The following is a 21,563-nucleotide window of genomic DNA, read 5'->3' as shown; positions in this document are numbered from 1 at the left end:
GGCACGGTCGGGAGGCAGGATGGTCAGGAGGAGGGGCTGCCGCCGGAGCCGCAATCCAGGGCGGTGCGCAGCACCTCCATGGCGCCCTGCCGCCAGCCGTCCATGGTGAAGCGCGTCCGGGCAACGGCAAGCGCCCGGTCGGCGATCGCCCACCGGCGGTCCGGATCGCGGCAGAGGTCGTGCAGCGCCTGGCGCAGCCGCCCGACCATCACCGGATCGCGGCGGAACATCGGGCGGTAGTCGTCCCAGCGCCAGCCGCTTTCCGGATCGGTGCCGTAGATCGTCGAACGCCGGCCGGGAAGGACGATGCCGGTGACACCGTCCGCAACGAGTTCCTCATAGCCGGGCGCATCGGAGGTGACGCACACCGCCCCGGCATGAAAGGCCCGCAAGACCGACAGGCAATGGAGGCCGGCCGCCGGAAGGGCGAAGATGTCGGCCTCCGCATAAAGTCCTATCAGTTCCTCATCGCTCACCGGCCGGTCGATCACGCGCACGGCCGGATCGGCGCGCAGCCGGGCGATGGTATCGGTCCCCAGGCTGGCCGGCAGGGCCGAGCGCAGGACGAGGCGCAGGTCGGGACAGTCCTCCTTCAGCGAGAAGAAGGCCTCGACCAGTTCCGCACCGCCGCGCAGGAAGAAGCTTTCCTCCTGCTGGTGCCAGGAGTTGGTGAACAGGATGGTAACCTGCGGCGAACCGCGCCGGGCCTTCCGTCCGGCGGCGAGCCGGAGTTCGTCGGCAGCGGTCAGGCCGGGGCCCGGCGGAACATGGTGTGTCTTGGCGGCGATGGCGGTGCTGTCGAACAGGCTGCCCATTTCGCCGGCGGTGCCGTGCAGATGGGTGAAGATCGCCCGACAGGCCGGCGATTCCAGCAGGTCGCGCACCAGCCAATAGACCGGCATGCTGCGCAGCGGCCGGTCCGGCGGCTTCCCATGCGACAGGTAGGGCAGGAAGGCCAGCGTCGGCATCTCCAGATGCAGCACCCAGGGGGTGGTGCCGATGCTCCAGGGAACCGTGTGGTGGAAGGTCAGGTCCGTCCGCGGCGGCTGCCCAAGATGCAGCGCGGCGTTGCGGGTGCGCACGAAATCGACGACGTCCTCCCTGCGCACCACCGGATGTCCGCGGAAGCGCGCGGCGGTGGCACGGGCCGTCCGGACGAAGGCGGCGGCGACGGTCCGTGCCTCGTCCAGGCTGCGGCCGGACTGCGGGCCAAGGAACGTCAGCGCCCTGTCCCGACCGGGCAGCGGATCGGGCAGCGGCTCCGTCAGCGGGCTGAGCAGCGGATGGGCGCCGTTGGGGTATCCCTTGACGGTCCAGGGAACATAGATGTTTCGCACCGCACTTCCCTTATCCCGTCCCGTCGCTCCGCTCACTTGTCCCGTCGCTCCGCCGGCGACCGGCCGAGGCAGACACGCAGCAAGGTCGTCCGGCCGTCCTCCGGTCGGATTCTCATCTCATCGACCAGCCGGGTCAGGTCCAGTGTGGTGTGCTGCGGCACCCATTCCAGATCCACGGCGGCATCGCGCCAGCTGACCGGTTCGACCAGCCCGGCCGGCGCCCCCACGGCCTCGGCCAGCAGCCGCGCCGCCTCGTCATAGCCCATGTCATCCGGGCCGGTGAGCTGCAGGATCCCGGAAAATCCCCTTTCCCCGGCGCGGACCATCGTTTCGACGACGGTATCGACCGCCACCGGGGCGATCGCCATGTCATGGAAGGGCCTGACGCTGCGCCCCTCGCGGAAGGCGGCCAGCCAGCCTTCGACCAGCGGCATTCCCGGGGTGACGACCTTGCTGAGGCGCAGGATGCAGATTCCTTCTCCCATCGCCAGCAGGGCGCGCTCGGTCTCCGCCTTCTGGAGACCGTAGGTGCTGCGCGGCGATGGGGGAGCTTCGGCCCGCTGGTGGGGAACGCTGCCGTCGAAGACCTGGTTGGTCGACAGCCAGACCACCCTCATGCCGCCGGCACGCAGGCGGCGGACCAGCGCCAGCGTCCCCTCCACATTGACGACGCGGCTTCCGGCCGGATCACGCTTGCACTGTTCATGGCGGGCGGCGGCGGCACAGATGAAGGCCACCCCCGGCCCCTCCGGCAGCACCGGCCAGAAAGCCTCCGGTTCGGCGAGGTCGAGGCGCAGCCTTTCGACCCCCGGCCGTCCAGGCGCCGGTCCGGAGTCCGGCCTGCGGCTGGTCACCAAAACAGGTTCGCCGGACCCGGCCCGCCTGGCTGCCAGATGATCCGCAAGGGCCGAGCCGATGGCGCCGTCTCCGCTGACGACAAGCCAGCGGGGAGCGGAAGAGGTTTCAGGGGACACGGGCCTTGCCTTCCCGACCGGTCAGCTGAGCTTCACCTTCTGCATCAGCTTGATGTTGACGTAACGGGGATCCTCCATGGAGTTCGGCAGCTTGCCGCCCTTGAAGGCCTCCACGAGGTCGCGCACGGCGTCCTCGATCGTGCGCTTGGGGGCGAAGCCCAGCTCCTTCAGGATCTTCTCCGACGAGACATGGTAGGAGCGCGGATCGTCGGTCGGAACCGTCTCCATTTCCACATGCGGACCGACGACGGAACGGACGATGGTCGCCAGATCGCGCACCGAATGGTTCTTCTCGCCGGCATTGTAGATCTGGCCGTCGATCTCCTCGTCGGCCTTCTGCAGGGCCAGCAGATAGACGTCGCAGATGTCGTCGATGTGGATGTTCGGGCGCAGCTGGTCGCCGCCGAACACCTTCACCTTGCCGGTGTTCACGGCGTTGTTGGTCAGGATGTTGACGATGACGTCCAGACGCTGGCGCGGGGCATAGCCGCAGACGGTCGCCGGCCGGATGGTGAGGGTGACGAAGCCGGGCTCGCGCTCCTCCTCCAGGATCTCCTCGCACTGGGCCTTGAAGCGCGAATAGTCGGTGAGCGGTTCGAGCGGCAGATCCTCGGTGACCTCCACGCCCTCCTTGATGCCGTAGACGCTGGAGGAGGAGGCGTAGATGAAACGCTTGACGCCGGCCGCCTTGGACGCCTTCACCAGCGGACGGAAGGCGTCCAGGTTGATCGAACGGCCAAGGTCGGGGTCCAGTTCGAAGGACGGATCGTTGGAGATGCAGGCGAGATGGATGACGGCGTCGCAGCCCTTCAGCGCATCGGCGACCACGGCGGGATCGCGCAGGTCGCCCTTGACCTCGCGCAGCTTCGGATTGCCGCGCACGCCGTCCAGCACGTCCTCGCCATAGAGATAGAGGTCGAGCACCGTGACCGTGTGGCCGGCGTCGAGCAGCTTGGGGACCAGCGCACTGCCGACATAGCCGGCGCCGCCCGTGACCATCACGTTCCAAGTCTTCTGCGTCATTCCCAATGATCCTTTACGGGCCGCTTACTTCATCAATGCGGTGAGGTACTTGATGACCGGAACCTTGTCCACCGACGTGCGGTGTCCGACGATCCCGACCTTGATCGCGCCGACGGCGTTGCCGATGGTGGCAACCTGCAGCATGTCGCCGCCCGCCGCCACCAGCGGGGCGGTGATAGCGAAGAAGGCATCGCCGGCGCCCACCGTGTCCACCACCGTCTTGGTGAAGGCCGGAACCATCACCACGCCCTGCTCACGGGCATAGGCGTAGCTGCCGTGCTTGCCGTGGGTGACGACGAAGCGGTCGCAGTCGATGCGCTCCGGCAGCATCTCGCTGATGACGTGGTTGATATCCTCGAACTTCTCGCCGACCGCAAGCCGCGCCTCGGGGGCGTCGATGCAGACATAATCGGCCTTCGGATATTTGGTGACCAGATTGAAGCCGAAATTGCCGGCATTGGCCTGGACATTCACCGCGACGAAGCGGGCGTTCCGGCTGATCGCCTCGATGGTGGAACGGGCGATCAGCCCATGCCCGAAGTCGTTGACGATGACCAGATCGAAGCCCGCCGCCTTTTCGGCGATCGTCCGGTCGACCCTATCCCGCACATCCGGCGGCAGCGGAGAATCGTCCATGAAATAGACTTCGAAGAGCTTGCGGATATAGCCGGGGTCGACGAAGCGGCTCTTGCGGGTGGTCGGACGGCCGGGCACCGGGACCAGATATGCGGTGACGTTGTCCTTCAGGTGGGCGCGGATCTCTTCCTCGAAGCTGTCGTGCCCGCCGATGGTCGAGATCACCTCCACCTCGCGGCAGAAGCCGGCCAGATGGTTGGCGGTGGCGCAGACGCCGCCGATGAAGACCTCCCGGTCCTTGAACTGGGTGGCGATGATGTTTTCCTTCGCCGACTTCCCCAGCGTGTTCACATACTGGTACTCGTCGATGATGGTGTCGCCGATGACCAGCACGCGAAAGCCGGCGATCCGCTCGATCAGATCCAGCAGCGAGTTCAGGCCGCCATTGTCGCGCAGGCGGTCGAGGAAGTCGCGCACCGGCGGGTCATAGACGTCGAGATAGCGGTTGATCAGCGACGAAGAACTGAAGGTGATGTCGTGGGTGAAGACGATGCGGCCGCCCAGCCGCTCCACGCAATCACGCTCGGACGTGATCTTGCCAGTGACGTCCTCTTCCGGATTCTCGTAATCGGCGCCTTTGACGTAGACGTTGGGACGGACGGCGGCGAGCACGGTCTCGGCCGAGGAGGCGTGGTTGATGCCGACATAGTCGACGCATTCCATCGCCGCCAGCATCTCGGCCCGCATGCGTTCCGGGAAGATCGGGCGTCCCGGCCCCTTGTTGACGAAGGCATCGGCGGTGATCGTCACGATCAGCAGGTCGCCATGGCTGCGTGCCTGCTCGATATGGCGGACATGGCCGAGATGGACGAGATCGAAGACGCCATGGCACAGCGCCACCGTCCTCCCCCCGTCCTGGGCTGCTCCGGCGATGGCGGCGAGTTCCTCCAGGCTGCGGATCTTGTCGCGGGCGGATCGCACCGCCAGTTCCGGCTGAGCGGCAGGAGCCCCTCTCTCCAGAATCTCGTCCTCTAACACAGCTCGATAACTCCTTCTGCCTTTCCCTGCTCGCCCTCTTCCGGCGGTGTCCCTTCCGCCGGGAGCAGGTTATCCCTGCATTCCAGCGAGTTGTCTGCCATTGAGCCGATCGTAGATCGGCGGGTAATTGGTGGGCGGGGCATGGACGAAGTGAAGGTCTGCCGGCGCCTCCACCCGCGGGAAGGCGTGCTGCCAGCGGTCGAAGAATTCCTCGGCCAAGTCCCGCTCGTCCAGACAGCCGGCATCGGTGAAGCGATCCAGGAAGCTCTGCGGCAGCTTGGCGACGTAATGGCAGTCGTTCTGACCGCACAGCTCGGCCAGCCGGCGGTGGCGCGGGTCCGCCGCCATCCCTCTTGCGGCCTCCCCCTTCTCCAGCCAGGTGAACATGTCGCGGGTCATGTTCAGGATGTCCTCGGCCCCGTTCGCCTCCAGCCGCACGCCCAGCTTGCGTTCGAACAGCCGGTAGAGATGATGGCGGTTGGCGTCACGGAAGGGCGGCGCCAGCATCTCGTTGAAGGTCAGGTAACGCCCAAGCTTGCGCGAATAGAGCATCTTGGGCGTGAACAGGTTGTTCGGCCCTGGAGCGGCGATGGAGAACGGGATGTAGTTGCTGATCGCGCAGGGCGTGCCGAAGGCGGCGGCGACGCACATCGGTCCCGAATTGGTGCCAATCAGGAAACGACAGCTTCCCATCAGGAAAATGTCCATCCAGTCCGACCGCTCGTCCGACCAGGCGTAATCGATGAAACCCTGGCGCTTATAGTCGAGCTTCTGGGCCGAACGGTCGCCCAGACGGATCACCCAGCCGCCGCGGTCGATGATGTGGTCGATGGCCGGGAGGTAGGTTTCGATGGGCGCGGAGCGGTGCAGGCTCAGCGAATTGCAGCCGGTCTCCGATTCCCGGTAATAGCCGCCGTCCCGGACATGCAGGCAGACGAACCAGTCCCCCTCCTTCATCCCCAGCCGGGTCAGAGCCTGCCAGCCGCGGGCCCGGTCCGCCTCACCGACACTCAGCAGCGGCGGGCGGTTCTGGCCGTCCCACAGCTGGGTGACCCGCGCATAGACCGAGGGGAAGAACCGGTAACGGTCGCCACGCAGGCGGAACTCCTGAAGCTGCTCCTGCAGGCCCCAGGGCGCATGACGCAGCCGCGCCACCGTCGCCGGATCATGTTCGAAACGCAGATAGGGCCGCCAATGGTCGATGAAGGCGGGATTGACGAAGGGATGCTCGGGTGGAGCCAGCACGACCGCGTCATGCCCGTCCGTCAGGCCCAGCTTGGCCGCCTTGACATAGAGGTCGAAGCGCATGGCGAGGTCGCCGATGCTGCCGTTCAGCTTGCCGAACGAGATGACCCGCTGCATCGGCTGCCCGTTGCGCCGGGCCTCGATGGCATCGTCCTCCCACAGCATCCGCTCCGCTTCGGCCCAATGGGCGGCGCCGACCGGATCGCCGCGATATTCGCAGGCGGCGGCGAGAACACCGGGGCAGTTGGTGGCAAGCTCCGGCCTGCGCTCCGCCATTTCCGACACATGGCGGTAGATCCGCATCGCCTCGTCCAGGCGCCCCATCTCGCGCAGGCAATGGCCGAGTGCCAGCCAGACGGCAAGCAGGTCGGGGTTCTGTTCGCGCAGGAAACGCCTCAACCACCGCAGCGCCTGGTAATGCTCGCCCTTCTGCTGCCAGGCGTCGGCCAGTTGCATATAGGCGTTGGGGTCGCCGGGGTTGAGGCGGATGATGTTCTCCATCATAGCGATGACGCCGTTGTGATCGTTGAGATCACGCAACGCTATGGCGATGTCGTGGAAGAACAGTTCGACGTTCGGGTTGATGTCGATGGCGCACTGCAAGGCGGCGGCGGCCTCGATCAGCCGTCCGAGCTGGCGCAGGCACAGGCCGAGCAGATGATGGAAGGTTTCGTTGGCCGGGTGCTGGTGGATGGCTGCGCGCAGAGTATCGACCGCGGGCTCCAGCAGCCCGGCCTCGAACTGGGCCAGGGCCGCCTGATGCAGGCTTTGGGCATCGCCGCCCTTCAGCTCCGCGGCGCGCCGGAAGCTGTTCGCCGCCGCCGCCAGCTGTCCCGTCCCCCGCAGCGCCACTCCAAGATCGTAGTGGAACTCGGCGACGTCGTCCCGGATCGCGATGGCCGCGCGGAAGGATTGGACGGCCTGCTCCAGCTGTCCGCAATCGCGCCAGGACAGGCCGAGAAGATGGTGGAGCGTCTCGTTGCGGGAGGCGAGACGCAGCGCCTCCAGAAAGGTCGGGATGCTGCCCTGGACATCGCCGGTCAGACGCTGGCAGATCCCCAGCTCGTGCAGGATGGCGATGCTGGCGGGTTGTTGGGTCCGCGCCTTGTGCAGATGCGTGACGGCCCGTGCCGGCTCGCCTTTCTGGCGCAGGGACAGGGCCATGCGGAAATCGGGCAACTCCATCTCTCCCGGACGGGGGGGCGTGCCGGCAGCAGGCAACTGCTCGGCCGGACAAATGGCAGTCTGGTTGGCCGGAGACGGCAACAGACCGGACAGAAGCGCCGACGGAGCGATCAGGCCCCGCACCGTCTCCTCATGGCCGGCGGGATAAAGCGCGACGAGATCGACGGACTCCAGGCCGGCGGCGATCTCCGCATTGGCGATGTCGTCGGGCTGCGGAGCCCCCGCCCCCGAACGCACGGGTACGGCGACAACCACCATGTCGACCTGGAAAGCAAAGTCTTCGAGACGGCGCAGCTGCTCGACGTCCGAGACATCCACCGCACCCTGGAACAGCCCGATGGACCGTCCTTCGGAACGGGCCGTCCCGGTGACCTCGACTGTTTCGCGCAAAGGACGGATCTTTGCCTTGGTTGTCGTAACGATCGGCAATTTCGTACCCCTCGGACCTATTGCCGGCACCAAATCCGATCAGGAAGGAGTTCCGACACCAGCGCACAAACAGAAGTCAAAGTGGATGAAAGGGAAGCACCTGCCGCTGACAGCCCTCCACCGTTACAGATCAAAAATATATTTCCATCCTGTAACAGAACGACCGCCGTCTCTCTTTCCCCATACTCTCTCAACTTATAACAAAATGCCTACCCTTTTTAGCGTGCCACCTACGGTTTGCCAACGGTCTTTTACAGCTGCGAGCTGTTATCAGCAGCGAGGGCTTTCCTGTCTGGGGAGTGCGGTCACTCGAAGAAAATGAAACCGTGGTCGCCTCGATAGCCGGCTTCGCCGTAGATCCAGGCCCAGCCCTGCTCGGAATGGAAGCTCTGGCAGGTCAGCTGCCAATAAAGCAGGTTCGCCTTCTCCCGTTCGTTGCGATAGCTCTCGACCATTATGTATTTCTGCGTGCCTTTCCCGACGCGCTCGATCTCACGCACTGCGGAGAAGAGCTCCTGGATTTCCAGGTTATGCAGCGTGCCCAGGGAGACGACGAAGTCGAAACTGCCATCGGCAAAGGGCAGGCTCGCCGCCGTTCCCTGGTGAAGGAAGGGATTCACCTCCTCCTTCGCATGGTCGATGCCATACTGGGAAATGTCGAGACCGACGACCTCCACCCCTGGCACGACCTGGGTGAACTCGTACAGCAGGTACCCCTTGCCGCAACCGACATCGAGGATGCGGTCGCCGGCCTTCAGGCCGTAATGCTTCGCCATCGCCTCGGCGATGGGGCGCCAGCGTCCGTCGTAACGGTAGCCGCCATAGCCGTACTGGCGCTCGCCATCCCAATAATCACGGCCGAACTGGCGCGCGATGGCGGCGCATTCCGCCTTGTCGTGATCGACCACCCGCTGGACATAATTGCGTTTGGTGGTGGAATGCAGAGCCTGGATGAAATCGATGCGGGCCATTGAATCACCTTGCTTGGGGAATCGATCAGGAGGCGTGAGGGTGGCCGGCGATGTCGGGCGGGACGCGGGGACGGACATCAAGCGACCTGCGTTCCGTCGGTCCAGCGCCAGCAATCGCCGTCGGACACCGCCAGCCGTCGTCCATCACCGCCATCCGACACGTGGATCAGCCGACCGGCCGGGTTCGGAGCGGGCAGAGCCGCGACCTGGAAGGAGCGCAGCGTGGCGATACCCTGGTCATCGAACACCGGGCCCCCGCCGACGGTGACGGAGCGGTCCCGTTCGACCCGCAGCGCATGGCGCCATTGGCTGCCATCATATTGGCTCAGCGCGAAGGCATCGCTGTCGGCGGACAGAGTGTAAAGGGTCCTGCTTCCTTGGGCCGACACCCGGAAACCCTGGTTGTGGGGATCGGCGATGCCCGTGCACTCGACCAGCCCCGCATCCATTCCCGACAACGGCTCGGTGGCGCCCAGTTCCCGCTCCCAGGCCGACAACATGGCGTCACAGTCGTGCAACGCCCGCCGCACCGATCGCAGATGCGTCAGAATTTCCTGGGGCGACCGGATGTCGGCCGGGCTGATCTGCCCAATCTGGCCAGTCACCTGATAACCGGTCCAGGTCACGTAGCGGTCGATCGCATAGCGCACCAGATGTGCGTCGTCAGCCAGCACATCATGGATGTTGAGATGGCCGAACAGCCATTGCACCCGCAACCGGTGTTCTTCGGCAACCTGATCGGTGGCGAGATGGACGTGGCCGTTGACGCGGACCGGCGGCGGGGCGGCGGCCGACCCGCCGACGATGAAGCCGGCCAGAGCCTGCCGGCTCTCAAGCCGATCCAAATCCTCGGTGGCGAGGTCGAGCGATGCGGCGAAACGGCCTTTCGCCGCATCGATCAGCGCATGCGTCTTGCGATAGTACCAGTCGAACCTGGCTTCCAAAGGCGCCGCATCCCATTGCGCGCGTGTCGCCTCGCCATAGTGGAAGGCGGCGATCCGCTTGGAATGCTCCGCGGAATCGCTGGTGTAGTAGCGGTAGGCTTGCGGGAAGAGCTGCGCGTCCTTGACCAGGCTGGCCACACAATCCGGCTTCGACCGACGACGCAGGTGGATGATCCGCACCGACGATGGCAGGCGCCCTTCGAGCAGATGCAGGATCGGGGCATAGCCGTTGCCGACGATGGCATCGTACGGGCAATCGCGGATCAGCGCGTCGATCTCGTCGAGATACCGCTCCTCCCCGGTTTCCCGCCAGGAGCAGTAGGCTTGGTAGAGAGTGCGGGCACCATATTCATGGAAGCACTGCCGACCCTGCCCTTCCGCATCGAACAGCGCCTGCACCATCCGGCTGACCGACATGGTGCCGTCCCGGCCGGTGCCCACGCACAGCACCTGCAGACGGGTGTCGAGCGGCGGACGGGCAGGCGGAATGGCAGGCTGCGTGTGAAGCGCCGTCATGGCGTCAAAGCGTCCAGCCGAAGGCGGAGAAGAGATCGCGGTCGGCCAACGACCTCAATCGCTCCACCTGTCTTGCAAGCAGTTCGTCCCGATGGGAGCCGCTTTCTCCGCGCCGGAAATGGGTCTTGGGGTCGATTCCGCCACCGGCAGGCCGTTCGATCGTCGGCAGGACGATGGAACGGTCATGACCGAGAAACGTCAGAATTGCGGACAGGGTGGCCTCCGGCTGAGCGCGGAAATCCTCATAGCGGACCAGATGCACCTCGAAACGTGAATCGGAACGCTGGATACGGTTCCAGCCGGACAGCCATGCCTGACGTTTGGGAAACAGGTTCTCGATCAGTTCATCCATCTGCCCCACCCGGTCCAGCCCCCGATACGCAGAGGTTACCGCACCGGTAGCCTCCTGGTCTGCATGAACCCAACGCGCGGCGGCGATGTCGGGACGCTAGAGGTGATGCCACCACGATACCAACGCATCGCGAGGGTCCCGGACCAACAGCACGATCCGATGCAGGCCTGCACCATCGAGCAGATCGAGATTGTAATCGTCCGGCGCCATATGCTGCCCACCGACAGCCGGAGGCCCCTCCACGAAGTTGAAGAGCGCCATCGGGTTGACGATCTGTCGGACTCCGGGAATCACAAAGGTTGCAGACTGAAGCCCAAGAGTTTCCATCAAGGTATTTCTGATGAAGACGTTGGCGCTCTTGGGAAGCCCGATGAGCAAAACATGCTCGGCAGGAGCTTCAGTCATGAAAAACGTCTCGTGTGCTGTTGCAGCCCATTTATCGCAATTCCACCACTGCCGTTTGGAAGCCTTAGCCGCCGAGTGCCTGTCGGGCATGGAATTGCTGCACCAGCCACAGATCCTCGATCGCCCTGATGTCGGCGGGGCTGCTCAGCACCATCTCCTCCAGAGCGAAATGCAGTTCCTTCCCCAGGCCGAGCACCCGCTCCAGCACCGCCAGCCGGCGCTCGCGGGCCTGCGGCAGCTGGAAGACGCTGTAGAACAGCGCCCCGTCGAGTTGCGGCAGCTCGTTCAGGACATCCTCCAGGATCAGGTAGCAGCCGGGCATGGTGTATTCGACCGCGCTCAGCAGGTAGCGCAGCCCGCGGCGCTGCGCATAGTCGCGCAGCACGATGTTCTGCACATGCTGCGCCGCGCGGTTGCCGAACAGCGGACGGCTGCCGATATAGCCGCGGTAGCCCTGTGCTTCCGCCCCCTGCACCTCACTCATCGGAGAATCCCCCCGGAAGCGTGTATTCCATGCCGACGCGGGTCGCCGCGCGCAGCGTGATCGGCTCGAAGAACTCGCCCAGCTTCTTGTCGGCGAACGGCGACATCACGCTCTTGAAGCGGCAGTTCATACTCCAGCGGGTTTCCGGCTCGTGGTTCACGACGTTGCCGTGCATCAGGTTCTGGTTGAAGACCAGGACCTCGCCATAGGACAGCGACAGCCACTGCACTGCCGGCTCGATGCTGCGGAACACCGCATCGGCGCTGGTCATCTCCGCCATGCGGGCCTGCACCGGCGCGTCGATGTCGGGCGGGGCGAGATACATGGTCTTGGTGCCGTAGACGTCGACCAGCGGCAGCCACACGACGACCTCGAACGGGCTGTCGCCCGACCAGGTGTCGGCATGGACCGGCAGCAGCGACCCGTCGTCGTCGGGAAGCTGGATCGACAGGTTGATCCGGCGCTGCATGCACAGCTCGTTGCCGACCACCGTCTCCAGCGTCGTCCGCGCCAGCCTGAAATAGGCGGGACGGAACCAGGGCTCGGCATTGATGCCGCGGATGACGTGAAGCCGGATCGCGTTCAGCGTCGCCGGCGTCACCCGCTCGTGGATGTGGTTCAGGAACCGGCCCGGATCCTCCGGTGCGGCCAGCCCCAGATGCTCCGCCGCCAGGGTGGCGACCCGGTCGCGGATGCGGTCCAGCGCCGCCCGGTCGCTGACCGGGCGGATGGCATGGCCGCGCTCCAGATAGGAGTCGTTGACCGCCTGCTCGTCCGGGGTCAGGAAGGACAGACCGCTCATCGGTAGAACTCGGCCATCTGTTCGACGACGTAGACCAGATCCTCGTCGCTGAGGAACTGGTTGACCGGCAGGGTGACGATGCGGGCCGCCTGCCGTTCGGTCCGGGGGAAGGACCCGGGTCCTTTGCCCAGCCCGGCCGCCGCCGGCTGGAGATGCAGCGGCACCGGATAATGGATGGCCGTCATCACCCCGCGCGACGCCAGGAAGTCGCGCAGTTCGTCACGCCGGTCGAGCTGGATGACGAAGGTATGGTAGGTGTCGACGGTGTCCGGCCGCTCGGCCGGGATGAAGACCGGCAGGCCGGCCAGCAGCTCGCGGTAGCGGGCGGCGTTGTGCCGCCGCCGTTCCAAAACCGACGGCAGCCGGGTCAGGCGGAACCGCAGGATTTCGGCCTGCAGGCCGTCCAGGCGCGACACCGTGCCGAATTCGGTGACGGTGTTGCGGTCGACCAGCCCGTGGCTGCGCCACAGCCGGACGCGCCGCGCCACCTCCGCATCGCGGGCGATCAGGAAACCGGCGTCGCCCGCCGCGTTCAGGTTCTTCAGCGGATGCAGCGAGAAGCAGCCGATGTCGCCGAAGGTGCCGCTGATCCGCCCATGATACCAGGAGCCGATCGACTGGGCCGCGTCCTCGACGATGGCCAGCCTGTGGCGTTCGGCCAGGCTCTGCAGCGGCGCCATCTCGGCGATGCGGCCGGTCAGGTGGACCGGCATGATCGCCTTGGTGCGCGGGGTGATGGCGGCGGCGACGGCGTCCGGATCGATGGTCTGGTCGTCCAGCACGTCGGCGAAGACCGGCGTCGCGCCGATTGCCGCGATGGTCGCGGCCGAGGCGACGAAGGAGTTGGGCGGGGTGATCACCTCGTCGCCCGGCCCGATCCCCAGCGCCTTCATGCCGAGGATCAGGGCGTCGGTACCGGAGTTGAGCGCCACCACACGGTCCGCCGGCACGCCGTGGTAGGCGGCCAGCTCCTCCTCCAGCCGGTCGACGGCGGGGCCGCCGACGAAGTCGCCGCGGGAGAACACCGCTTCGATGCGCGAGAGCAGCTCCTCGCGCTCCTCGGCGAACTGGGCGGCGAAGTTGACGTAGGGGATCTCGCGCAAGGACCGGACTCCTCAGCGGGTGGCGTAGAAGCGGCGGACGGTGTCGATCACGTAGTCCTGCTGCTCGCGGGTCAGATGCTGGTCGGCGGGGAAGGTGATGATCTCGCGGGCATGGCGGTCGGTGACCGGGAAATCTCCGGCCTTGTAGCCCAGATGCTTCAGCCCTTCCTGCTGGTACAGCGGGATCGGGTAGTGGACCTTGGCCTCGATCCCGGCATCCAGGCAGTATTGCAGCAGGGCGTCGCGGTCCTCGGCGAAGACGATGTAGAGGTGGTAGACGCGCTTGCAGTCGGCGGGGCGCGGCGGGATGCGGATCTGCGGGATCTCGCCCAGGCCGCGGTCGTAATATTCGGCGTTGGCGATGCGCTTGTCCGCGATGTCGTGGGTCTGGCCGATCAGCCAGTTGCCGACCACCGCCTGCACGCTGTCCAGCCGGCTGTTGTAGCCGAGGATGGCGACCTCGTCGCGGTTCTTGAGGCCGTGGTTGCGCAGCAGCCGCAGCTTTTCGTTCATCGCGTCGTCGTTGGTGACGACGACGCCGCCGTCGGCCCAGACGTTGAGGTTCTTCAGCGGGTGCAGCGAGAAGCCGCCGGCGATGCCCCAGGTCCCCGACCGCTTGCCCTCGATGTCGGCGAGAATGCCCTGGCAGGCGTCCTCGACCACCGGCAGGCCGTGCTTCTCGGCGATCGGCATCAGCTTGCGCATGTCGGTCATGTAGCCGGTGAACTGGACCGGCATGATCGCCTTGGTGCGCGGGGTGATCGCCGCCTCGACTTGGTCGACGTCCATGCAGAAGCTGTCGTCGCAGTCGACGAACACCGGCCGGGCGCCGATCTCGTTGATGGCGCCGACGGTGGCGATGAAGGTGTTGGCGGTCGTGATCACCTCGTCGCCATGGCCGATGCCCAGCGCCTTCAGCGGCAGCTTCAGCGCGTCGGTGCCGGACCCCACGCCGATGGCATGCTTGACGCCCATCAGCTCGGCGAAGCGCCGCTCGAACTCGGCCACCGGCTTGCCCAGCGTGAAATCGCCCGTGGGAACGAAGAGGCGCAGCTCCTCCAGGATTTCGGAGATGGCCTGATCGTCGAACTGCTGGGGAAGGTAGGAATACCGGACCTTGAACGTCATCGGAACCGCCTGCGTCTCAAAGGAATTGAAAGAATGGGATGGTCAGAGGACGGCGCCGCGTTCCGCCGCCAGCGTTGCGCGCACGGTGCCGGCGATCGAGCCGGCATCCAGGCCGTAGAGCCGCAGCAGGTCGTCCTGCGAGCCGTACTTGTGCGAGAAGACGTCGGGAATGCCGAGCCGCGCCACCGTCGGCATGCGCAGCCCGGGAACGTCGCTCAACGCTTCCAGCACGGCGCTGCCCAGCCCGCCGATGCGGGTGTGCTCCTCCACCGTGACGACCAGCCGCACCTCGCGCGCCAGACGCACCAGCGCCTCGGCGTCGAGCGGCTTGACCGTGTGCATGTGCAGCACGCCGCAGCCGATGCCGTCCCCGTCCAGCGCCTCGGCGGCGGCGAGCGCGCGGCTCGTCATCACGCCGGTCGAGACGATCAGCACGTCGCCCGGCTCGCGCATCAGGATCGCCTTGCCGATGGAGAAGCCGTTCTCCGGGCGGGACACCACCGGGTCGTTGCCCTTGCCGAACCGGATGTAGATCGGCCCCGGCCAGTCCAGCGACTGGTCCATGAAGCGCTTCATCTCCTCCGCGTCGCTGACGGCCACCACCGTCATGTCGGGCAGGGCCCGCATGATGGCGATGTCCTCGATCGCCTGGTGGGTCGGTCCAAGCGGGGCGTAGACGACGCCGCCGCCGTTGGCGGCGAGGCGTACCGGAAGCTTGTGTAGGCACAGATCGATGGCGATCTGGTCGTAGCAGCGCCGGGTCAGGAAGGTGGCGATGGTGTTGACGTAGGGCACGTAGCCCTCCATCGCCAGACCGGCGGCCATGCCGATGACGTTGGCTTCCGAGATGCCTTCGATGAAGAAGCGCTCGGGGAACTCGGCCTTCATGGCGTTCAGGGTGCCGGCGCCCGGATCGGAACCGATGTAGAGCACCCGCGGGTCGCGCTTGGCCAGGGCGTGGACCATGTTGAGACAGGTGGCGCGCATCGTCAGAAATCCCCCAGGGCGGCGCGGACGGCTTCCAGCTCGGCGTCCTTCAGCTTGTTCTTGTGATGCCAGTCGGCGTTGTTCTCGGCCGGCGGCACCCCCTTGCCCTTGACGGTGTGGCAGATCAGCACGCTTGGCCGGCCGGCCTTCAGCGGCAGGCGGCCGAAGCCGTCGCGCAGGGCGGCGACGTCGTGGCCGTCGACCTCCAGCGGCTCGAAGCCGAAGGCGCGCCACTTGTCGGCCAGAGGCTCCAGATCCTGCACCACGGCGGTCGGGCCATAGGACTGGAAGTGGTTGTAGTCGACGATGGCCACCAGATTGTCCAGGCCGTGCTTGCCGGCCGACAGCGCGGCCTCCCACACCGACCCCTCGTTGATCTCGCCGTCGCCCATCACCACGAAGACCCGCGCCGCGCTCTTGCGCATGCGCAGGGCGAGCGCCACGCCCAGGCCGATCGACAGCCCGTGGCCGAGCGAACCGGTCGACGCCTCCACCCCCGGCACCATGCCGTATTCGGGATGCCCCCCCAGGATGCTGTCATGGCGGCAGAAGCTGTCGAGCGTCTCCACCGGGAAGAAACCGTGGTCGGCCAGGATGGCGTAAAGGGCCAGACAGCCATGCCCCTTGGACAGGATGCAGCGATCACGCTCCGCCCAGCCCGGTTCGCCGGGACGGACGCGCATCACGTCGTCGTAGAGGACGCGGAGGATTTCGATCAGCGACATCGCCGGACCGAGATGGCCGCGTCCGGCCCGTACCATGGCACCGGCCACGAGCCGGCGCAGATGCAGGGAGCGTTCGTCGAGCGGCGGTGAGATGCGGTCAGACAAAGGAGCTTGGCCCATGACGTGAGACGATCCGTTGGTGGAGGCGTTCGGCCTTTTCCAGCTGCCTGGACAGGACGGTGCGGCGGTCTTCCGAAATCCCCGGCCGGACGCGGCGCGCCCAGCTGTCCGGCAGGAATTCGTTCAGCAGGATAAGGCACCAAATCAGTGCAAATGCAGGATAAAGATAATCGAGTCGCTCGTCGAATCCTGGATCCGCCGCGACGAACACAGGACGAACCGCCTGAAGGAAGCGATCAGCTTGGTTTTCATCCAGGCCGGTTCCGGGATGCAGCATAACGTCGCAGGTCGCCTTTACCGGATCGTCCCAACCGAAATACTCGAAGTCGAGGAAGATCACCTCGGCACCACGGCGCAGAGCATTGTGGAAACCGAAATCGGACGGACTCAGCGTCCGCCGCTCCTCGGCCAGCGGTCGTTCCCACCCCTCCCCTCCGCCCAGGCGGCGGCGCATGCCGGCCAGCACCGCCGCAGCCAGCGGATCGAACCGCTCGGCAAGGAAACGGGCGAGCGCCGGCTCGTCGGCCAGCACCGGATCGAGCCGGATGCGACGGGAGCGCAATTGCGCCTCCACCTGCGCCGGGGCAAAGCAGCTGGCCGAGGCCGGGCGTAGCCGTCCGGCACCCGAAGCCAGGCGCAGGCCGTGCAGCCGGGCCAGGAAGCTGGCGAGCGCGCCGATTTCGTCCGGAGAGGGGGTGACGATCCGCTCGCCCTCTATCCACTCGTAAGCGGCGCAGCCGAGGCCGCGGTCGCAGGCCAGTGGCCGGGGAATGGAGGTGACGCCGTGCGCGGCCAGAAATTCCAGCGCCTCGTACTCGACACCCAGGCGGTCTCGCGGATCGCTGTCCTGGCGCGGATAGAATTTCAGGGCGACGCTGCGGCCGCCGCACTCCAGGCGGTAGATGCGGTTGTTGCCGCCCAGCAGGACCGGCCGGGCCGCCTGCGGAACCTCTCCAAGCAGCGCGCGGGCCGCCTCGACGACGGGATCGGTGGGCGGCCCGGCGGACTGCCCGCTGGACGACTTGATCGCGTCAATTGCCAAGGGCAAGGACCTCCCGGCCGATGGAAAGCCAGTCGGACCGGCGGCACACCCCCGCCGCGACAGCCCCCTGCCCGCCCTCTTCCCCCGTCGGATCGAACAGGACCCGCCGCACCGTGGCCGGGAAATCCGGATGCTCCAGCACTTCGGGCAGATCGTCGATGAACAGATCCGGGGCGACCGCGGCGATGCGGCCGACCTTTGCGTCGCGCGTGGCTTCGAAGAAGACGTTGTCCCGCGGAAGGGCGAGCCCATCGGCAGCGAAGAATCCCTGGGTTTCCATCCATGTCAGGGCCGCTTCGCGCAGGTTGATGCGCAACGGATCGAAATGACCGTATTCCGATTTGTGGCTGATGATGAACAGCTCGTCGCCCCGCCGCCGGAGCTGTCGCAGGACGTCGGCAACGCCGGGAATCAGGACGGCGCGCGACATGCCGGCCCCATAGACCCACCCCTGCAGCGCCTGCCACTGCCGTTCGCCGTCGGGCAGGGCGCGCACCTCGCCACGAACCGAAATCTTGGTGCCGCTGAAGGATGCGGGAAGCAGGCCGCGCTCCCGGGCAGCCGTCACGAAGGCTTCGTCATAGCAGGCAATCGTGTTGTCGAAATCGATGCCGATCCGCATGGTCCCCAGCCTTCCGCCGCGTGCATGTTCATAATCTGGATTCGCGTGTCAAGCGATATCGGCTTTTTCAGACAGCACTTGACGGGAATAAAGTCTTAGGAATTAATTCAGAGAAACCTCGCCGAAGCCGTGGCTCCGGTTCGCTTTCGGAGGATTGGCTGTCTTGGCCCCTATGCAACCGGAAGGGTGGGCTGGACAGGGCACCCGCCAAGGTCGTCCAGGCCCGCGGGCAGGTGAGAAAACCGCCAACTCCAGCAGAAAGGCTATCGATCCTATGTCGATCCTGGCAATGGATGACTTCGGCCAGCGGATTCAGGCTCTGCGACCAGGTGTCGCGCAGGAGGTGCCGATCGGTCCGGACTCGCAGGCGTCCGTCGGCTTCGGGACCACGACGACGGTGGTGCGACTCGTTGCGACCTCGCACTGCCGTTTCACCCTCGGCAACGCGCCGGCCGCGACGGCAAACGCCCACTACCTGCCGGCCGGCATTCCCGAATATTTCCGTGTCGTGCCGGGCGAGAAGCTCGCGGTGCTGCGCGTCGCCAGCGATGGCGTGCTGTACATCACGGAGATGGCGTGATGGCGGCCCGGATCGGCCGGCTGTTCGCCGCAATACGGCAACTGGCCGCGGTGCTGGCAACCCGCTCCGGGGACCAGCTCGTCACGCGCTCCGGCGTTCGAATCGTCCCGAGGCAATCCCATGACTGAAATCTGCATTTACCAGCTTCCCGACGCCGGAACGCTGACCGGGGCGGAAATCCTGCCGGTCGATACCGGAACCGCCACCTGCCGGACCAGTGTCGCTTCGCTGCGCGCCGGACTGGCTGCCACAGGTCACGGCCATGCGGTCGCCGACGTCGCCGGACTGCAGGGCGCCCTGGACGCCAAGGCGTCGAAGACATCGCCCGCCTTCACCGGTCCAGTTTCCCAGACCGTTACCGACCGGTTCAGCGGCTACACGATCAACGGCTGTATCGACGGCTCGATGAACCTCGCCTTCCGGGCCTAGGGCGCCCGCGGCACGGCGGCCCAGCCCAAGCCGGTGGTGAATGGCGATGTGGTCGCGGATTTCATTGCGCTTGGCTACGACGGCACCGCATGGCGCAATGTCGGCCTGCTTCGCGTGCAGGTCGACGGGGCACCGGCAGGCGGTGCGGTACCGGGCGCCCTGATCATGATGACCGCCGACAAGGGCGGCGGCCTGCGCGAGGTGCTGCGCTGCCGCAGCGACGGCACGGTCGGCCACAACAACGACAGCACCACCGTCATCGATGCCGGCGGCCACCTGTCCTTGCGCAGCTATACGGTCGCCACCCTGCCGACCGCCACCCCCGCCGGGCGGCTGGCCCACGTCTCCAACGGCTCCGCGAACCGCCGTCTGGCCGTGTCCGATGGCGACACCTGGCGATGGCCGGACGGCAGCCCGGTCGCGTAACGCCCCTCCCCCATCTTCCCCCATCTTCCCTTTGGGGGGAGCCCCCTCGCCGACAGGAGAACCGACATGCAGACCGTCATGATGCCCTATGAGCTTCTGGCCCGCTTCGACAGGACGGGGAGCCTGTCCGGGATCCATGTCCAGTATCGCACCATGATCCTGGACGGGGACGGTGCCGTCCTGTCCGACACGCCCAGCCCGGCTTGTCCGCTGGAAGAAGCGCCCGGCTTTCCCCTCACCGACCTGCTGGAGCGGCTGCGCCCCGTGGGGAGTTGAGCCCCCGGACAGGATGAAGGCGGACGTGCCCTTTCAGAAGGCGCTCTCGGCAACCAGCGCCGCCGGCATGGCACGTTGACGCAGATACTGGGCAAGGACGTGCATCAGCGACTGATGCACGTCCTCCACGATGCCGTAATTGCGCGTCTCGACATGCACATTGACATCTGCCAGCCCGGCACTGCGTCCGCCCGAGAAGCCGGTCAGCGCCACCGTACCCACCCCGTTGTCGCGGGCCCACTGGACCGCCCGCACGATGTTCTCCGAGTTGCCCGATGAACTGACCGTGATCAGGAGATCCCCCGGCTGCGCCATCGTGCGCAGCGGGTAGACGAAGACATCGGCATAGTCGATGTCGTTGGCGATGGCCGTGATCAGTTCGATGTTCGCCGAAAGGCTGACGACCCGGGGGGAGAGGCCGGTTCCCGTCTGAATGCCCTTCAGGAAATCGCACAGCATGTGGTTGGCGATGGCAGCCGACCCGCCGTTGCCGCAAGCGTAGATCATCCTGCCTGCCCGCACCGCCTCGTCCACCATCGCCGCCGCCCGCGCCACGGCGCCGGTATCCAATCCATGCCAAGCCCGGACCAGCTCCTCGCGATAGGCGGCAAGATACTGCCCCGCGTCGGGATAGGGGTGCTCGGGAAACGGCATGGCGGCAACTCTATCGTTGATGGGACTGCACGCTATCTACGCTCGCCAACTGCGTGAGTTCAACAGGCTCTATCGCCGCATGGTCGCGCTTGTGCGCTGTGACCCCCATCGTCGTCCGGCGGGCGCGGGCAATGCGGAAAAGCCATCGCGACGGCAGGGTCCGCAGTCGAGCCTTCAGCAACGCATCCACTCAACCTCTCCTTGAGATCAGTCGGTGTTCCTGCGCAAGCACGCCAAGGCAGACCGCGCTCATATACTTCCAGACATTACTCCAGTCAACCAATAGCATTGACGTAGCATTATCCGGAACTTTCACAAAACACCCTTATTCACCTCAGTATTTCCCATTTCTCCGACGGACTCGGCGGGCGCTTCACGCCCTTTATCCTAGACGAACAGTGCCTTTTCGACTAGATTCCCCGCCGTTCTCTCTAACGATGGTTTCGATAGTTCCACGATGCGCGCTCAAATAGACCTCGTCCTCGTCAATCCCGGTGAGCGGACCAAAATCTACCAGTCCCTGGGATCGACGTTAACGGCTATCGAGCCGCCGCTGTGGTGCCGTCTGATCGGCGGCTATGCCCGGGACCGCGGCAATTCCATCGTCATCATCGACGCCGAGGCGGAGCATCTGACCGCCGATCAGGTGGCGGAGCGGATCGCGGAACTGTCGCCGCGGCTGGTGGCGATGGTGGTGTTCGGCCATCAGCCTTCGGCATCGACGCAGCAGATGGTCGGAGCCGGCATGACCTGCCGGGCGATCAAGGCCCGCAAGCCCGACCAGCCCATCATCATCGTCGGCGGTCATGTCGCCGCCCTGCCGGAGCGCACCCTGCGCGAGGAGGCGGTCGATTTCGCCTGCAACAGCGAAGGGCCGGTGACCGTCGCCCAGCTCCTCGACGCGTTGAGGGAGGAAGAGCCCTCCCTGGACTCGGTGGAGGGGCTGGTCTATCGCCAGGCAGACACGGATGCGATCCGCAGCAACCTCGCCCCGGCCCTGATCAAGGACCTCGACGGCGACCTGCACGGCGACGTGTGGGATCTGCTGCCGATGGGACAGTACCGGGCCCACAATTGGCAGTGTTTCGGCGATCTCGGATCGCGCCAGCCCTATGCCTCCATCTACACCTCGCTCGGCTGCCCCTACAAATGCAGCTTCTGCTGCATCAACGCGCCGTTCGGGTGAACCG

At 66.0% G+C, this 21,563-nt stretch carries 24 protein-coding genes; 6 read left to right on the top strand and 18 right to left on the bottom strand.

Annotated elements, in window-relative coordinates; all coding sequences use genetic code 11:
- Nucleotides 1-23: 23 nt before the first annotated feature.
- The 17 genes from F1643_RS24300 to F1643_RS02130 all read right to left on the bottom strand — a co-directional run bounded on the left by F1643_RS24300 (nucleotide 24) and on the right by F1643_RS02130 (nucleotide 18,008).
- Nucleotides 24-1,337, bottom strand: a complete 1,314-nt coding sequence (locus F1643_RS24300) for a glycosyltransferase family 4 protein (RefSeq protein WP_194910309.1) — start codon at nucleotides 1,335-1,337, stop codon at nucleotides 24-26.
- A 32-nt stretch (nucleotides 1,338-1,369) separates the two neighbouring features.
- On the bottom strand, nucleotides 1,370-2,311 hold the full coding sequence (locus tag F1643_RS02205) for a sugar nucleotide-binding protein (protein ID WP_194910307.1): 942 nt from the start codon (nucleotides 2,309-2,311) through the stop codon (nucleotides 1,370-1,372).
- Nucleotides 2,312-2,332: 21 nt separating this feature from the next.
- A complete protein-coding gene (locus F1643_RS02200) occupies nucleotides 2,333-3,334 on the bottom strand; it encodes an NAD(P)-dependent oxidoreductase (protein ID WP_194910305.1) in 1,002 nt (333 codons plus the stop codon).
- A 24-nt stretch (nucleotides 3,335-3,358) separates the two neighbouring features.
- Nucleotides 3,359-4,948, bottom strand: a complete 1,590-nt coding sequence (locus F1643_RS02195) for a PfkB family carbohydrate kinase (protein ID WP_370540437.1) — start codon at nucleotides 4,946-4,948, stop codon at nucleotides 3,359-3,361.
- Between the two features lie 69 nt (nucleotides 4,949-5,017).
- Nucleotides 5,018-7,768, bottom strand: coding sequence for a TIGR04372 family glycosyltransferase (locus F1643_RS02190; protein WP_194910303.1), 2,751 nt, complete (start codon nucleotides 7,766-7,768; stop codon nucleotides 5,018-5,020).
- 344 nt (nucleotides 7,769-8,112) lie between these two features.
- The gene (locus F1643_RS02185) at nucleotides 8,113-8,778 is read right to left on the bottom strand and encodes a class I SAM-dependent methyltransferase (RefSeq protein ID WP_194910301.1); all 666 of its coding nucleotides are present in this window, start codon (nucleotides 8,776-8,778) and stop codon (nucleotides 8,113-8,115) included.
- 77 nt (nucleotides 8,779-8,855) lie between these two features.
- Nucleotides 8,856-10,238: a hypothetical protein gene (locus F1643_RS02180; RefSeq protein ID WP_194910299.1), complete on the bottom strand. Its 1,383-nt coding sequence runs from the start codon at nucleotides 10,236-10,238 to the stop codon at nucleotides 8,856-8,858.
- 4 nt (nucleotides 10,239-10,242) lie between these two features.
- Nucleotides 10,243-10,590, bottom strand: a complete 348-nt coding sequence (locus tag F1643_RS02175; protein WP_194910297.1) for a hypothetical protein — start codon at nucleotides 10,588-10,590, stop codon at nucleotides 10,243-10,245.
- Nucleotides 10,591-10,686: 96 nt separating this feature from the next.
- The gene (locus F1643_RS02170; RefSeq protein WP_194910295.1) at nucleotides 10,687-10,995 is read right to left on the bottom strand and encodes a hypothetical protein; all 309 of its coding nucleotides are present in this window, start codon (nucleotides 10,993-10,995) and stop codon (nucleotides 10,687-10,689) included.
- Between the two features lie 64 nt (nucleotides 10,996-11,059).
- Nucleotides 11,060-11,479 carry an LIC12192 family sporadic carbohydrate cluster protein gene (locus tag F1643_RS02165; RefSeq protein ID WP_194910294.1) on the bottom strand — a complete coding sequence of 140 codons (420 nt, stop codon included), beginning with the start codon at nucleotides 11,477-11,479 and terminating at the stop codon, nucleotides 11,060-11,062.
- Nucleotides 11,472-12,281 carry a sporadic carbohydrate cluster 2OG-Fe(II) oxygenase gene (locus F1643_RS02160; RefSeq protein WP_194910292.1) on the bottom strand — a complete coding sequence of 270 codons (810 nt, stop codon included), beginning with the start codon at nucleotides 12,279-12,281 and terminating at the stop codon, nucleotides 11,472-11,474. The genes F1643_RS02165 and F1643_RS02160 overlap by 8 nt, the downstream gene beginning before the upstream one ends.
- Nucleotides 12,278-13,384, bottom strand: coding sequence for a DegT/DnrJ/EryC1/StrS aminotransferase family protein (locus F1643_RS02155; RefSeq protein ID WP_194910285.1), 1,107 nt, complete (start codon nucleotides 13,382-13,384; stop codon nucleotides 12,278-12,280). Before F1643_RS02155 ends, F1643_RS02160 begins: the two co-directional genes overlap by 4 nt.
- Nucleotides 13,385-13,396: 12 nt before the next feature.
- Nucleotides 13,397-14,512, bottom strand: coding sequence for a DegT/DnrJ/EryC1/StrS aminotransferase family protein (locus F1643_RS02150; RefSeq protein WP_194910283.1), 1,116 nt, complete (start codon nucleotides 14,510-14,512; stop codon nucleotides 13,397-13,399).
- Nucleotides 14,513-14,554: 42 nt separating this feature from the next.
- Entirely contained in the window at nucleotides 14,555-15,499 is a 945-nt protein-coding gene (locus tag F1643_RS02145) for a transketolase family protein (RefSeq protein ID WP_194910282.1), read from the bottom strand.
- 2 nt (nucleotides 15,500-15,501) lie between these two features.
- On the bottom strand, nucleotides 15,502-16,329 hold the full coding sequence (locus F1643_RS02140; protein ID WP_255542318.1) for a transketolase: 828 nt from the start codon (nucleotides 16,327-16,329) through the stop codon (nucleotides 15,502-15,504).
- Nucleotides 16,322-17,386 (bottom strand): aminoglycoside phosphotransferase family protein, encoded by a 1,065-nt coding sequence (locus tag F1643_RS02135; protein WP_194910278.1) that lies wholly within the window; start codon nucleotides 17,384-17,386, stop codon nucleotides 16,322-16,324. Before F1643_RS02135 ends, F1643_RS02140 begins: the two co-directional genes overlap by 8 nt.
- Complete coding sequence (locus tag F1643_RS02130; RefSeq protein ID WP_194910276.1) at nucleotides 17,376-18,008, bottom strand: hypothetical protein; 633 nt, start codon at nucleotides 18,006-18,008, stop codon at nucleotides 17,376-17,378. Before F1643_RS02130 ends, F1643_RS02135 begins: the two co-directional genes overlap by 11 nt.
- A 274-nt stretch (nucleotides 18,009-18,282) precedes the next feature.
- On the opposite strand from F1643_RS02130, the gene F1643_RS02125 reads away from it, so the two are divergent.
- From F1643_RS02125 to F1643_RS02110, 5 genes are all read left to right on the top strand, one after another.
- Nucleotides 18,283-18,588: a hypothetical protein gene (locus tag F1643_RS02125; RefSeq protein ID WP_194910274.1), complete on the top strand. Its 306-nt coding sequence runs from the start codon at nucleotides 18,283-18,285 to the stop codon at nucleotides 18,586-18,588.
- Nucleotides 18,588-18,716, top strand: coding sequence for a hypothetical protein (locus tag F1643_RS22000; RefSeq protein ID WP_255542317.1), 129 nt, complete (start codon nucleotides 18,588-18,590; stop codon nucleotides 18,714-18,716). Before F1643_RS02125 ends, F1643_RS22000 begins: the two co-directional genes overlap by 1 nt.
- On the top strand, nucleotides 18,709-19,017 hold the full coding sequence (locus F1643_RS02120) for a hypothetical protein (protein ID WP_194910271.1): 309 nt from the start codon (nucleotides 18,709-18,711) through the stop codon (nucleotides 19,015-19,017). The genes F1643_RS22000 and F1643_RS02120 overlap by 8 nt, the downstream gene beginning before the upstream one ends.
- A 48-nt stretch (nucleotides 19,018-19,065) precedes the next feature.
- Complete coding sequence (locus F1643_RS02115; protein ID WP_194910269.1) at nucleotides 19,066-19,443, top strand: hypothetical protein; 378 nt, start codon at nucleotides 19,066-19,068, stop codon at nucleotides 19,441-19,443.
- A 66-nt stretch (nucleotides 19,444-19,509) separates the two neighbouring features.
- Nucleotides 19,510-19,719, top strand: a complete 210-nt coding sequence (locus F1643_RS02110; RefSeq protein WP_194910267.1) for a hypothetical protein — start codon at nucleotides 19,510-19,512, stop codon at nucleotides 19,717-19,719.
- Between the two features lie 33 nt (nucleotides 19,720-19,752).
- Here the strand turns inward: F1643_RS02110 and F1643_RS02105 are convergent, their stop codons facing one another.
- A complete protein-coding gene (locus F1643_RS02105; RefSeq protein WP_194910265.1) occupies nucleotides 19,753-20,373 on the bottom strand; it encodes an SIS domain-containing protein in 621 nt (206 codons plus the stop codon).
- 457 nt (nucleotides 20,374-20,830) lie between these two features.
- Here F1643_RS02105 and F1643_RS21995 point away from each other — a divergent pair, with 457 nt between their 5' ends.
- A complete protein-coding gene (locus F1643_RS21995; RefSeq protein WP_255542316.1) occupies nucleotides 20,831-21,559 on the top strand; it encodes a radical SAM protein in 729 nt (242 codons plus the stop codon).
- The last annotated feature ends 4 nt before the right edge of the window (nucleotides 21,560-21,563 follow it).

The organism is Azospirillum sp. INR13 (assembly GCF_015390205.1).
Classification (GTDB): domain Bacteria; phylum Pseudomonadota; class Alphaproteobacteria; order Azospirillales; family Azospirillaceae; genus Azospirillum.
This window is presented reverse-complemented; position numbering and strand designations above follow the sequence as displayed.